General features: G+C 69.3%; 12 protein-coding genes. 5 read left to right on the top strand and 7 right to left on the bottom strand.

What is annotated here, in order from left to right:
- Positions 1-221: 221 nt before the first annotated feature.
- Positions 222-1028, top strand: a complete 807-nt coding sequence (locus AB0D59_RS13600; protein ID WP_362564460.1) for a C40 family peptidase — start codon at positions 222-224, stop codon at positions 1026-1028.
- A 353-nt stretch (positions 1029-1381) separates the two neighbouring features.
- On the top strand, positions 1382-2008 hold the full coding sequence (gene def / locus AB0D59_RS13595) for a peptide deformylase (protein WP_362564458.1): 627 nt from the start codon (positions 1382-1384) through the stop codon (positions 2006-2008).
- A gap of 63 nt (positions 2009-2071) precedes the next feature.
- On the opposite strand, the gene AB0D59_RS13590 is transcribed toward def, so the two are convergent.
- Positions 2072-3406 carry a geranylgeranyl reductase family protein gene (locus AB0D59_RS13590; RefSeq protein WP_362564456.1) on the bottom strand — a complete coding sequence of 445 codons (1335 nt, stop codon included), beginning with the start codon at positions 3404-3406 and terminating at the stop codon, positions 2072-2074.
- Between the two features lie 48 nt (positions 3407-3454).
- On the opposite strand from AB0D59_RS13590, the gene AB0D59_RS13585 reads away from it, so the two are divergent.
- A complete protein-coding gene (locus AB0D59_RS13585) occupies positions 3455-3979 on the top strand; it encodes a GNAT family N-acetyltransferase (RefSeq protein WP_362564454.1) in 525 nt (174 codons plus the stop codon).
- A gap of 110 nt (positions 3980-4089) precedes the next feature.
- Complete coding sequence (locus AB0D59_RS13580) at positions 4090-4398, top strand: PASTA domain-containing protein (RefSeq protein WP_362564453.1); 309 nt, start codon at positions 4090-4092, stop codon at positions 4396-4398.
- Positions 4399-4434: 36 nt separating this feature from the next.
- Here the strand turns inward: AB0D59_RS13580 and AB0D59_RS13575 are convergent, their stop codons facing one another.
- The 4 genes from AB0D59_RS13575 to AB0D59_RS13560 are packed head-to-tail and all read right to left on the bottom strand — an operon-like array spanning position 4435 to position 9416.
- The gene (locus AB0D59_RS13575) at positions 4435-5130 is read right to left on the bottom strand and encodes a demethylmenaquinone methyltransferase (protein ID WP_362564451.1); all 696 of its coding nucleotides are present in this window, start codon (positions 5128-5130) and stop codon (positions 4435-4437) included.
- A gap of 23 nt (positions 5131-5153) precedes the next feature.
- Positions 5154-6530 (bottom strand): acyltransferase family protein, encoded by a 1377-nt coding sequence (locus AB0D59_RS13570; RefSeq protein ID WP_362564449.1) that lies wholly within the window; start codon positions 6528-6530, stop codon positions 5154-5156.
- On the bottom strand, positions 6530-8992 hold the full coding sequence (locus AB0D59_RS13565; protein ID WP_362564447.1) for a glycosyltransferase: 2463 nt from the start codon (positions 8990-8992) through the stop codon (positions 6530-6532). Before AB0D59_RS13565 ends, AB0D59_RS13570 begins: the two co-directional genes overlap by 1 nt.
- Positions 8993-9014: 22 nt before the next feature.
- The gene (locus tag AB0D59_RS13560) at positions 9015-9416 is read right to left on the bottom strand and encodes a hypothetical protein (RefSeq protein WP_362564445.1); all 402 of its coding nucleotides are present in this window, start codon (positions 9414-9416) and stop codon (positions 9015-9017) included.
- A 306-nt stretch (positions 9417-9722) separates the two neighbouring features.
- Between AB0D59_RS13560 and AB0D59_RS13555 the strand changes: the two genes are divergently transcribed.
- The gene (locus AB0D59_RS13555; RefSeq protein ID WP_362564443.1) at positions 9723-10787 is read left to right on the top strand and encodes a chitinase; all 1065 of its coding nucleotides are present in this window, start codon (positions 9723-9725) and stop codon (positions 10785-10787) included.
- Positions 10788-10874: 87 nt separating this feature from the next.
- On the opposite strand, the gene AB0D59_RS13550 is transcribed toward AB0D59_RS13555, so the two are convergent.
- Both AB0D59_RS13550 and mqnC read right to left on the bottom strand, forming a co-directional pair.
- Positions 10875-11321: a hypothetical protein gene (locus AB0D59_RS13550; RefSeq protein WP_362564441.1), complete on the bottom strand. Its 447-nt coding sequence runs from the start codon at positions 11319-11321 to the stop codon at positions 10875-10877.
- Positions 11322-11328: 7 nt separating this feature from the next.
- Positions 11329-12528, bottom strand: a complete 1200-nt coding sequence (mqnC, locus tag AB0D59_RS13545; protein ID WP_362564440.1) for a cyclic dehypoxanthinyl futalosine synthase — start codon at positions 12526-12528, stop codon at positions 11329-11331.
- Positions 12529-12590: the final 62 nt, after the last annotated feature.

The raw sequence follows: 12590 nt of genomic DNA, 5'->3' as shown, positions 1-12590 counted from the left end.
GAACCGGGCTTGGCCAATCATCTCAACCGATGGTAGGCGGGGGGCAATTCGGACGTTATGACGAAAGAACGTGATCACAGGCGTGATCGCGGGCGCCCGCAATGTCCGTTACGGCGTCAATAAAGAACCACCCGCACAGCATTCACAGCCCCGATTGAACAACTGTGGCGCAGCACACGTTTCTTGAAGATATGAAGGAGCCCCTGGTACCGGTTGTTCCCATGTCCCACACCGCTCACATACGCAGCCACCGGAAAGCCCGCCGCAGCGCGACGACAAGCATCGCCGTGCGCGCCGGAGTTGCCAGTGGCGTCCTCGGCATGGCAGCGGCGGGCGCGGCCTCGGCGAGTGCCGCCGAACCCGTGACGCAGACGCTCGAACTGCCCACTCTGACGGCCGATCTGGCCACCCAGGTGGCTCAGTCCGCCGACGCCACACAGCAGGCCGCCGCGAACTACGCGCTCCAGGCCGAGCGCGACGCGGCCGCAACAAAGGCCGCGAAGCAGGCCAAGTCGGACCTCGCTGAGGCGAAGAAGAAGGCCGAGGCCAAGAAGAAGGCCGAGGAGGCCCGCAAGGAAGCCGCTGAGCGTGCCGCCTCGCGCAGCGCCGAGCGGACCACGCTCAGCGCCACCTCCACGAGCTCCAGCGCCTCCACGAGCACGTCCACGGCGACCGGTTCGGCGGCCGCTGTGGTCGCCTTCGTGAAGGCACAGATCGGCGACGCCTACGTCTCCGGCGGCACGGGCCCCAACTCGTGGGACTGCTCGGGTCTCGTGCAGGCCGCCTTCAAGTCGGTCGGCGTCAGCCTGCCGCGCGTCTCCCAGGACCAGTCGACGCAGGGCACCCAGGTCTCGCTGAGCAACCTCCAGCCCGGCGACATCCTCTACTGGGGCAGCGCCGGCAGTGCGTACCACGTGGCCGTGTACGTGGGCGACGGCATGTTCGTGGGCGCGCAGAACCCCTCCAGCGGCGTCGGGGAGCACCCGCTGGACTACGACCCGCCGACCGGCGCGGTGCGGGTGCTCTGACAACAAGGGCAACCCGATACAACCCGAGGCAACTCGGGCATCGCACAAGCACGGTAGGGCCGCAGCCGCTCGGGGGCAGCGGCCCTTCCGGCGCGCTCGCCCCGCGACGGCCCCGCGACGGCCGCGTGCGGCCGCCCTACGACGGGCCCGCACCGCGGGTCGTCCGGCCGCGGGCCGCCCCACCGCAGGCCGTCCCACCGCGGGTCGTCCGGCCACGGGCCGCCCTGTCCCGGTTTTCCACAGGCCCCCCGCCAGGGTTTTCCACAGGCCTGCCCGTGATCCGGTGACTCCTGGGATCCTCGATGCATGCCGCTCGCACGGAGCGGCCCGAGACCCGAGAAGGGGACACCGCGATGCCACGCGTCTTCGTCCAGGGCAACCCCCTGGACTACTACCCCCGTCACGCCCCCGAGGCCCGGCGCGGTTCGGTGCGCCGGATCACCGAGACCGGTGAGGAAGTCCTGCACAAGCCGTGCCGGGACGTCACGGAGTTCGGACCCGACCTCGCCGCACTCATCGACGACATGTTCCTCACCATGTACATCGCCGACGGAGCCGGCCTCGCGGCCAACCAAGTCGGGGTCGATCTGCGGCTGTTCGTGTACGACTGCCCCGATGACGACGGTGTCCGACATGTCGGGCACGTCGTCAACCCCGTGCTGGAGACACCGGACCCGGGCGGGCGGCGGCTGCTCGACGACAGCGAGGGCTGCCTGTCGGTGCCGGGTGCGGTCATGGACGTACCCCGCCCGGACCGGGCGGTCGTACACGGACAGGACAAGGACGGCAATCCGCTCACCCTTGAGGGAAGGGGGTATTTCGCCCGCTGCCTGGCGCACGAGACCGACCATGTGAACGGACGCGTGTTTCTCGACCGGCTCTCGGGGCGGGACCGGAAGGAGGCACTGCGGCAGGTGGCGGCCCGGCGGGAGGAGGTCTACGCCCACAGAGCCGCCACCATCGAGGCACTCACCGCCTAGCGGCGCTCACCCCGTACCGGCACTCACCGCCTAGCGGTACCGGCCCTCGCCCCGTAGCGGCACTCACGCCTTCGGGGCCACCCTGCTCAGGCCGTTGATGATGCGGTCCATCGCGTCGCCGCCGGTCGGGTCGGTGAGGTTCGCCAGGAGCTTCAGGGTGAACTTCATCAGCAGCGGGTGGGTCAGGCCACGCTGGGCCGCGATCTGCATGACCTTCGGGTTGCCGATGAGCTTCACGAAGGCGCGGCCCAGCGTGTAGTAGCCGCCGTAGGTGTCCTTGAGGACCTGCGGGTAGCGCTGCAGGGCCGTCTCGCGCTGGCCGGGCGTGGCCCGCGCGTGCGCCTGGACGATGACTTCGGCGGCGATCTGGCCGGATTCCATGGCGTAGGCGATGCCCTCGCCGTTGAAGGGGTTCACCAGGCCGCCGGCGTCGCCGACGAGGAGCAGGCCACGCGTGTAGTGGGGCTGGCGGTTGAAGGCCATGGGAAGGGCCGCGCCGCGGATCGGGCCGGTCATGTTCTCCGGGGTGTAGCCCCAGTCCGCGGGCATGGAGGCGCACCAGGCCTTGAGTACCTCGCGCCAGTCCAGTTCCTTGAAGGAGTCGGAGGTGTTCAGGACGCCCAGGCCGACGTTGGAGGTGCCGTCGCCCATGCCGAAGATCCAGCCGTAGCCGGGCAGCAGGCGGTCCTGGGGGCCGCGGCGGTCCCAGAGTTCCAGCCAGGACTCCAGGTAGTCGTCCTCGTGACGGGGGGAGGTGAAGTAGGTCCGGACGGCCACGCCCATCGGGCGGTCCTCGCGGCGGTGCAGGCCCATCGCGAGGGAGAGGCGGGTGGAGTTGCCGTCGGCGGCCACGACGAGCGGCGCGTGGAAGGTGACTTCGCGCTTCTCCTCGCCGAGCTTGGCGTGCACACCGGTGATCCGGCCGGTGCGGTCGTCGATGATCGGGGCGCCGACGTTGCAGCGCTCGAAGAGGCGAGCGCCCGCCTTCTGCGCCTGGCGGGCGAGCTGTTCGTCGAAGTCGTCGCGTTTGCGGACCAGACCGTAGTCGGGGAAGGAGGCGAGATCCGGCCAGTCCAGCTGGAGGCGGTTGCCGCCACCGACGATGCGCAGGCCCTTGTTGCGCAGCCAGCCGGCCTCCTCGGAGATGTCGACACCCATGGCGACCAGCTGCTTCACCGCCCGCGGGGTGAGTCCGTCGCCGCACACCTTCTCGCGCGGGAACTCGGTCTTCTCCAGCAGGAGTACGTCCAGACCGGACTTGGCGAGGTGGTACGCCGTCGTGGAGCCGGCTGGCCCCGCGCCGACGACGATGACATCGGCGGTGTTTTCGGAGAGGGGCTCGGTCACGGCGGGGGCTCCCCAAGGCTCGAAATCTGCGTGCCGACCGGCACTGGACATGGGCAGTCTATTCAGCGGTACTGATCACCCGGCTGAAGGGCTGCTCCTGTGAACCGAGCTCTCCCCGCGGTAAGGCTGCGTGTGCCCACGCACGAGGACGCGTTCGCCTGGTACCGGGTCTTCGACGACCCGGACGTCATAGAGTTCCACGGCGGCAGGTCCGCGGAGCTGTCCGTCTACGAGGAGCTCACCGCCCGGCAGCGCCGGCACGACGCGGAGTTCGGTTTCTGCCTGTGGACGATGGCCGACGAGTCCGGGCGGGTCATCGGCTTCACCGGAGCCCAGCCGTGGCCGCGGGACTGGGGGCCCCAGGGCGAGATCGAGATCGGCTGGCGGCTCGGCCGGGAGCACTGGGGCCAGGGGTACGCGACGGCGGCGGCGCTGGCGACGCTGGAGCGGCTGCGGGCGGCGGGCGTGCCGAAGGTGGTGGCGATGGTGCGGCCCGGGAACGAGCGGTCGGTCGCGGTCGCCCGGCGCCTCGGGATGGAGCTCGCGGAGACGTTCCCGCACCCTCGGCTCCAGGAGGACGCGCTCTGCTTCCGGCTCGACCTGCGAGATGGTAACATAGAGTAACGATCTGTTACAGAAAGACACTCGCAGCTTCCGAGTGCCGCGTGCCCGGGGTTACCCTTCCAGTACCGCTGGGGGTGACATCTGTGCATATAACACCCAAAACACCCGAAGTGCGCGTGCCACGGCTGGTCGGACTGATGGCCGTGGACGCGCGCGAGACCGCCCAGGCGCGGGGACTGTTCCTCAACGCGCCGGACCGGCCGGACTTCCATCTCGCGGTCGTCGACTACGTCGTACGCCAGTTCCCGCAGGCCGGTGCCGAGGTGCCGCGGGACTCGCTGGTGTACGTGTGGTTCGACTTCGGTGAGGGCGAGGGCGGCGGAGGCGTGCGCGAGCCACGCATCCCACGGCCACCGACGGGCGGGCTGCAACGGGAGCTGGACCAGCCCGGTGACACCTTCGAGGTGATCGGCGGGTGACGCCCAGGACGGGGCTCGGGCTTCGCGGAGGCGGGTTCAGGCCTCCTTGAAGCCCCGGTGCAGGGCGACCACTCCGCCGGTGAGGTTGCGCCAGGCCACCTTCGACCAGCCCGCCTCACGCAGCCGTCCGGCCAGCGCGGGCTGGTCGGGCCAGGCTCGGATGGACTCGGCGAGGTAGACGTAGGCGTCCGGGTTGGAGGAGACCGTGCGGGCGACCGGCGGCAGCGCGCGCATCAGGTACTCGGTGTAGACGGTCCGGAAGGGCGCCCAGGTGGGATGCGAGAACTCGCAGATCACCACCCGGCCGCCGGGGCGCGTCACCCGGTACATCTCGCGCAGCGCCGCGTCGGTGTCCTGGACGTTGCGCAGGCCGAAGGAGATCGTGACGGCGTCGAAGGTGTCGTCCTTGAACGGCAGCCGGGTGGCGTCCCCGGCGGTGAAGGGCATCCAGGCGGTGCGCCGCTTGCCGACCTGGAGCATGCCGAGGGAGAAGTCGCAGGGCACGACGTAGGCGCCGGCCCGGACGAACGGCTGGGAGGAGGTGCCCGTGCCGGCCGCCAGGTCGAGGACCTTCTGCGCGGGTCGCGCGTCGACCGCCCGGGCGACCTCCTTCCGCCAGTGCCGGTCCTGGCCGAGCGACAGCACGTCGTTGGTCAGGTCGTACCGTTCCGCCACGTCGTCGAACATCGAGGCGACTTCGTGCGGCTGCTTGTTCAGGGAGGCGCGGGTCACCTCGCCATTCTTGCAGCCCTCCCTCACGGCAGAAGCCGGGGCTTCTTCTTCGCCGCCACGTCCTCCACCCAGCCGCACAGCAGGATGAACACGGCGATCAGGATCCAGCCGACGCCGAACATGAACCACTGGCTGTCCAGCGGGAGCCACTTCTCGAACGCGGGCACGTTCCACATCTGGTCGATCAGCGGGACCGCCAGGATCAGCGCGATCTCGTGCCAGAGGTAGATCGTCACCGCGCGGGCGTTGAAGACGGTGACCGTGCGGTCCAGCCGCCGGAAGCGGGTCAGCCAGGCGAAGTCGATCCTGAAATACGCCTTCGCCCACATCAGCAGCAGCACGAACCCGGCCGACCAGAAGGCCTGCGCGAGAGGGTTCTCGTCCAGGTCGTAGGTCCCGAAGTCGGCCTGGTGCGAGAAGGCGTACCAGCCGCCGTACCCCATGGCGGCGAGCGAGGCGACGACCACCAGGGCCGGCTTCATCCGCTGGAGCACACCGTCGCGGTGGGCGAAGCCGAGGATCCAGCAGAAGAGGTACGTCGACAGGTCCCACAGGGCGCTGCCGAGCCGGTTGTCCGGGCCGGACCAGACGAAGTTCAGGATCAGGATCGGGACGAGGGAGAGGACGAGGACCGGGACGGGCGCCTTACGGAAGATCCACAGCAGGGCCGGGGAGAGGAGGACGAACCAGAGGTACGTCCGCAGGTACCAGAGGATCTCCCAGGCCTGCTCGCCCCACGCGTTGCCCGGCGGGTCGCCGAGCGGCACGACCCAGTAGACGATCTGCCAGCCCGGCATCCAGTCGTGGACCAGCATCGCCAGCACGACGAAAAAGCCCCAGAACCAGAACGGCGGGAGGAGACGACGCAGCCGGCTCTTGACCACCTTCAGCGCCGGACGCTCCAGGGACTTCGCCATCAGCGTGCCGGCCAGGCCGAACATGATGCCCATGGAGGGGAACACCATGCCGCACCAGGCCCAGCCGAAGGTGTGGTAGGTGACGACACGGATCAGGGCGACCGCGCGGAGGGTGTCGAAGTAGCGGTCCCTGCCGGGGGGCTTGGGCCGCGGATCGGGAGCGGGTGCCGGTTCATGGGCAGGGGACTCCGGTTCGGACACGGGCCCCGGCTCGGGCTCCGGTGCCACCGCCGGAAGCGGGGCCGTCTGCTCCGCCACCGGGGTGGGCCCGTGCTCGACGTACTGCTGTTGCTGCGGATACGGCTGTTGCGCGTACTGCTGCTGACCGTACTGCGGCTGCTGACCGTAGCCGCCATGGTCGTAGCCGCCGCGGTCGTAGCCGCCGTGGTCGTAGCCGCCGTGGTCGTAGCCGCCGTGGTCGTAGCCGCCGTGGTCGTAGCCGTAGCCCTGCTGGTACGGGTTCTGCTGCTGGTCCCAGGTCATCAGCCGCTCACCCCCGCCGGCGTGCCTACCTCGCCGGTGCGCTTGAGTTTCTGCCAGCGCAGGCGGCCGCCGGTGAGGGCGGTGATGCAGGAGTGGATGAGGACGAGGTACATCATCTGACGGTAGGCCAGTTGCTGGAGCGGCATCATCAGGAGGTAGCGGTAGCGCTCCTTGTCCAACCGGAACGCGTAGGCCGCGCAGCCCAGTTGGATGCCGAGGACCGCCAGCCAGGCCAGCAGGGCCGCCTCGAAGTCGACGAAGATCATGGAGTAGACCGTGAAGACGTCGATGAGCGGGGCGAAGACGGGCGTGACGATCTGGAAGAGCACCACCAGCGGCATGCCGACCCGGCCGAAGCGGCCCGAGGGGCCCTTGTCCGTCAGGGACTTGCGGTGCTTCCACAGGGCCTGCATGGTGCCGTACGACCAGCGGTAGCGCTGGGACCACAGCTGCTTGAGCGAAGCGGGCGCCTCGGTCCAGGCCTTGGCGTGCTCCTGGTAGACGACCCGCCAGCCCGCGCGGTGCATGGCGATGGTGATGTCGGTGTCCTCGGCGAGGGTGTCCTCGCTCATCCCGCCGACCTCCAGCACCGCCTCGCGGCGGAACGCGCCGATCGCGCCGGGGATCGTCGGCATGCAGCGCAACAGGTCGTACATGCGGCGGTCCAGGTTGAAGCCCATCACGTACTCGATGTGCTGCCAGGCACCGATGATCGTGTTGCGGTTGCCGACCTTGGCGTTGCCGGCGACCGCGCCGACCTCGGGGTCGGCGAAGGGCTGCACGAGGTGTCGTACCGTCTCCGGTTCGAAGACCGTGTCGCCGTCCATCATCACGACGATGTCGTAACTGGCGCTGCGGACCCCGTTGTTGAGGGCGGCCGGTTTGCCGGCGTTCTCCTGGCGGATGACCCGGACGTTGGCCATGCCGAGCTTGTCGGCGGCGGCGCGGGCGATCTCCGAGGTGCCGTCCGTGGAGCCGTCGTCGACGACGATGACCTCGATCGGGTGGGTGCTCTGCGCCAGCGACTCCAGGGTGTTGGCGATGCACTCCTTCTCGTTGTACGCCGGGACGATCACGCTCACCGGTCTGGTGACCGTCGGCCCCCAGCTGAACCGGCGTTTGTTGCGCAGCCGGTAGTGGCGGCGGGCGATGAGCAGCATCATGCCGAAGCGGCCCATGACCGCGACGCCGACGACGAGTAGCAGGACCGACAGCACCGGCAGCGCCCATTCGGCGATCGCGACCGCCACGAGGAGCGCCTTGCCCTCGTAGAGGGTCATGCCGGTGGCGGTGCGGTGGGCCGCCTGGAGGCCGGTGGTGAGGGGGTTGCGGTTGCGGTTGCTGTTGCTGTTGCCCGTGCCCGCGCCCGCGCCCGCGCTCGGGGCGTTCTCGCCGTTCGGGGTGGTTCCGCTGGGCGGGGTACCGGTGCCGGTGCCGTTTCCGCCGGTGTTTCCGCTGCCGGAGCCCGTTGCGGTGCCGGTGAGGGCGCCGGCCTCGGCGACTCCGGTGGCGGACGTGCCGCTGGTAGCTCCGGTGCCGCCGGTACCTCCGGCCGTCGTGGCGGACTGGCCGTTGCCCGTGCCCTGCTTCTGGATGACACCGCTGATGGTGGTGAAGGTGTAGCCCTTCGCCTTCATCTTCTTGATGTACTGAGGCAGCGCCTTGATCGTCTGCGAGCGCTCGCCACCGGCGTCGTGGAAGAGCACCGAGGCGCCCTTGTTCTTCTTCGGCGTGGCCCAGTTGATGATCTTGGAGACGCCCGGCTTCTTCCAGTCGTCGCTGTCGGTGTCGACGAAGACGCTGGTGTAGCCCTCCTTGCCGAGCTTCTGGTAGACGGGCCAGCTGTAGTTGTCGATGGCGTCCGTCTCCGAGGAGTACGGCGCGCGGAACAGGGTCGTCGTGATCCCGGCCGCGCCCGCGAGCGCCAGCTGGGTCTGCTGCATCTCACGGTTGACCCGGGCGTCGCTCTGGTACGACAGGTCGACGTGCGTGAAGGTGTGGATGCCCACTTCGTTGCCCTGCTCGACCATGGTCTTCACGATGCTCGGGTAGCGCGACACCATCGAACCGACCAGGAAGAACGTGGCCGGGATGTCGTACTGGTCGAGGATCTTGAGGACCTGCGGGGTGTAGGTCGGGTTCGGGCCGTCGTCGAAGGTGAGGGCGATGGTCTTGGAGGGGACCGAGATCGTCGTCGCCTGGCCGCCCCGGAAGGTGAGGATCGGGCCGCCGTCGAGGACCTTGTCCGGCACCTTGCTGGAGCTGGCGCCGGTGCGGACCCGCTGGTCGCCGCCGACCTCTGCGCGCAGATAGCCGTCGAGCAGCATCACGCAGGTCAGCGCCAGCAGGAGCAGCAGGGCGAGGATGACACGTGGTTTCTGCAGCGCCGCGGCCCGGCCGGCCGCCCGCTCGATGCGGGAGGGGGCGCGCCTGCGGCCGCGTGAGGAGGTCGGTGTAGTCATGGGAAAGGGGCCTGCGTTCCGGTCAGTTGGCGGTGGCGGAGGCGGACACGGATGCGGATGCGGATGCGGATGCCGACGGGGCGGCCGTTGTCGAGGGCGGCGCCGTCGGGCGGCCGCTGGGCAGGCCGGCCTGACGGCCGATGCCGCCCTGCGGGCGCTCGCCGCCGGGGGCGTTGCCCGCGCGTGCGAAGTCGGGGAGCAGCGAGTCCGGGGTGAGCGAGGTGCCCCAGCCCATGAAGGCGGCGCCGAGCACGCCCGTGTAGGCGAGGCAGACGACGCCGAGGAGAAGGCCGACGCGGCGCAGCAGCTTGGACCGGCGTCCCGAAGAGTCGACGAAAACGGGCCCCTCGGCAGACCCGTTGCCTTGTTTGCGGCGGCGACCGCGCCCGGCGGCGCGGCTTTCGATGGCAGGCTCGGATTGCATATCCCGAGATATTAGGGAGCCTTTATGTGATCGCCTTCAGAGTTCTTGTGAGGCGCCCATGAGAAACGCCTTTACCTGTCTTTTCGCTGAGAGATTCTGTGAACACCTGCGGAGACCACACGGGAGGGGAAACCTACTCAACGCCCCTTTTACATCGCCCTGTTCATCTGATTCGCACCCTTCATTCCATGAGTTTTCTATGTATTGATCGAACGGTTGAACACCACGTACGTGTGAGACGTTTTCCTTTGGAATCAGGGTTTGTTTCGGTCCTGAGACACAAATCACGAGAGCGGGTGCATCTTAATGCGGGGTTTCCTGAGGCCGGCCGCTGGGCTTACCTGCCTGTTTGCCATGGCAGTGACGGGGTGCTCCTCGGGCTCCGACGGCACGTCGGACGCGGCGCCCGCACCGTCGAAGCGGGGTTCGGCCTCGCCGAGCGCCACCGCCGAGTCCGGCACATCAGACACATCAGGCACATCCGATACATCGAGTACGTCCTACGCGCCTTACGTCAGCGCAACGGAGGCCGCCGGCACGGACGACGCGGGCTCACCGTCGGCGTACAACCTGGCCTTCGTGATCTCCGACGGCAGCAGCTGCACGCCGAAGTGGAACGGGACGACCGCGATCGGCAGTTCGGCCGTGAAGTCCCGGATCTCCGAGCTGAAGCAGGACGGCGCGTCGGTCCGGGTGTCCTTCGGCGGGGCCTCGGGCAAGGAGCTCGCGACGACCTGCTCCAGCGCGTCGAAGCTCGCCGCGGCGTACGGCGCCGCGCTGGACGCCGCGGGCTCCACCCAGGCCGACTTCGACATCGAGGGCGACACGCTGACCGACTCCGACTCGGTCGCCCTGCGGTCGCAGGCGATCGCGCAGCTCCAGAAGGAACGGCCGGACCTGGAGGTCTCCTTCACCCTGCCCGTGATGCCGTCGGGGCTCGACTCCGACGGCCTCGCGCTGCTGGAGTCCGCGAACAAGTACGACGTGCAGGTCTCGACGGTCGACATCATGACCATGAACTACGGCGAGTCGTACGACGGGGACATGGGCGACTACGCGGTCACCTCGGCGAAGGCCACGCACACGCAGCTGAAGAAGGTGTTCGGGCTGTCCGACGCGGGGGCGTGGGGCGGGATGGCGCTGACCTCGATGATCGGGGTGAACGACGTGGACGGGGAGACGCTCACGTTGTCGGACGCCGCCGACGTGCGAAGCTTCGCGGACGAGAAGGGCATCGCCTGGGTCTCGATGTGGTCGACGTTCCGGGACCAGCAGTGCGAGAGCGGGAGTTCGGGTGACGACGACGCCGCGACCGACTGCAGTGGGGTCAGTCAGAGTTCGGGGGCGTTCGCGAAGGCGTTCGCGGGCTGAGTGCCGTCCGCGGGCCGGTGGGGGCGGATCGCGCACACACGGCGGAGCCGCATACCGATACGGCCCCGCGCCCCTTACGGGGCGCTGCTACTTCCGTCTGTGGACAAGTCGCCCCGCGCACACCGTCGCGACGCACGCCCCCGCCTCGTCGAACACGGCCAGGTCGGCTCTGGCTGTCTCGACGAGCCGTGCGGGGCGCGGTGCCAGGACCACGGAGACATCGTTGCGTTCCGCCGCCGCCCGGAGTCCGGGTGAGTCGACGTACGCCTCCAGGACCACCACCGCTCCCCGCTTCAGCACGGCGTGCACGCGCTCGCGCGGGCTGGGGGCGTCCGGAAGGGGGCCGTCGTGGAGCCGGGCGGGGCCGAGGGACCCCGGCCACCGGCGTACCCGCGCCTGCGGGAACGCCCCGCGCAGCTCCTCGTACGTACCCACGGCGCCGATCCGGTCCTGTACGACCACCACGGCGCCGTTCTCGATCGGCTCGGAGTCCCAGGCGGCGAAGACCCGGTCCGCCGTGTGAATCGTCTCCACGGCCCGGTCAGTTGGAGGTGAGAAGCTTCAACTCCGGGTGCGCCGTCCCGCCCTCGATCGCCGTCGACGAGATGTGGGACATCACCCGCTCGTCCACCGGGTCGTTCGCCGGGTCGTCGTGGACGACGAGGTGCTCGTACGTCGTGGCGCGCTGCGCCGGGACGCGGCCCGCCTTGCGGATCAGGTCGATGATCTCCAGGCGGTTGGAGCGGTGCTTGGCGCCGGCCGACGAGACGACGTTCTCCTCCAGCATGATCGAGCCGAGGTCGTCGGCGCCGTAGTGGAGCGAGAGCTGGCCGACCTCCTTGCCGGTCGTCAGCCAGGAGCCCTGGATGTGGGCGACGTTGTCGAGGAAGACCCGGGCGATCGCGATCATCCGCAGGTACTCGAAGAGGGTCGCCTGCGTGCGGCCCTTCAGATGGTTGTTCTCGGGCTGGTAGGTGTACGGGATGAAGGCCCGGAAGCCGCCCGTGCGGTCCTGGACGTCCCGGATCATCCTCAGGTGCTCGATGCGCTCGGCGTTGGTCTCGCCGGTGCCCATGAGCATCGTCGACGTGGACTCCACGCCCAGGTTGTGCGCCGCCTCCATGATCTCCAGCCAGCGCTCGCCGCTCTCCTTGAGGGGCGCGATGGCCTTGCGGGGGCGCGCGGGGAGGAGTTCCGCGCCGGCGCCCGCGAAGGAGTCGAGGCCCGCCTCGTGGATGCGGGTGATGGCCTCTTCGACCGAGACGCCGGAGATCCGGGCCATGTGCTCGACCTCGGACGCCCCCAGGCTGTGGATCACCAGCTGCGGGAACGCGTCCTTGATCGCCTTGAAGTTCTGCTCGTAGTACTCGACGCCGAAGTCGGGGTGGTGGCCGCCCTGGAACATGATCTGGGTGCCGCCCAGCTCGATCGTCTCCGCGCACCGGCGCAGGATGTCGTCGAGGTCGCGGGTCCAGCCCTTGGCCGTGTCCTTGGGGGCCGCGTAGAAGGCGCAGAACTTGCACGCCGTGACGCACACGTTCGTGTAGTTGATGTTCCGCTCGATGATGTACGTGGCGATGTGCTCGGTACCCGCGTACCTGCGGCGGCGTACGGCGTCGGCGGCGGCGCCCAGCGCGTGCAGAGGCGCGTCGCGGTAGAGGTCGAGCGCCTCTTCCGGGGTGATCCGCCCACCGGCGGCGGCACGGTCGAGGACAGACTGGAGGTCGGCCTTCTCGGTCACCTGGGCGTCCCTTTCGTCAAGGGTTGTGGACAGACCCGGCCAGCCTACGCCAGGCCTCCGAG

Origin of the sequence: Streptomyces sp. NPDC048417, from assembly GCF_040651615.1 — a bacterium.
GTDB lineage: Bacteria > Actinomycetota > Actinomycetes > Streptomycetales > Streptomycetaceae > Streptomyces.
Note: the sequence above shows the minus strand (reverse complement) of the source record. Positions and strands in the feature narration are given on the sequence as shown.